This is a genomic window from Myxococcus llanfairpwllgwyngyllgogerychwyrndrobwllllantysiliogogogochensis, assembly GCF_006636215.1.
GTDB lineage: Bacteria > Myxococcota > Myxococcia > Myxococcales > Myxococcaceae > Myxococcus > Myxococcus llanfairpwllgwyngyllgogerychwyrndrobwllllantysiliogogogochensis.
The window spans coordinates 1-391 of record NZ_VIFM01000981.1; the positions used below are offsets into that span (position 1 = coordinate 1).

The window sequence follows — 391 nt, forward strand, 5'->3', positions numbered from 1 at the left end:
CCCCGCCCTTACGCGGAAGCCCTGTTCAAGGCCAGCGCTGCCCAGCCGGGCGCCGGCCTGGGCAGCACCGTCGCCTGGGTGGACGAACTGGCGGCGATCGCTGCCGACCCACAGGTGCGGCAGCTGGCCGACAACCCGAAGGTCACGCCCGAACAGCTGTTCGACCTGATCGCCGGTGTGGTGCGCGCGCCGCTCTCCGATGCGGCCCGCAACTTCCTGCGCGTGCTCATCGACAACGGCCGCCTCGACGCGCTGCCCGAAGTGGCGGCGCAGTTCCGCGCCCTCGTCAACCGCCAGAGCGGCTCGTCCGACGCGGTCGTCCACAGCGCCTTCCCGATCGATGCCTCCGCCCTGGCGGAGCTCGGCGTCTCGCTGGAGAAGCGTTTCGGCC

At 72.1% G+C, this 391-nt stretch carries 1 protein-coding gene; it reads left to right on the forward strand.

Annotated elements, in window-relative coordinates; all coding sequences use genetic code 11:
- Window positions 1–391: ATP synthase F1 subunit delta (gene atpH, locus FJV41_RS57655; protein ID WP_141649699.1), on the forward strand; the 391-nt coding region annotated here is incomplete at both ends.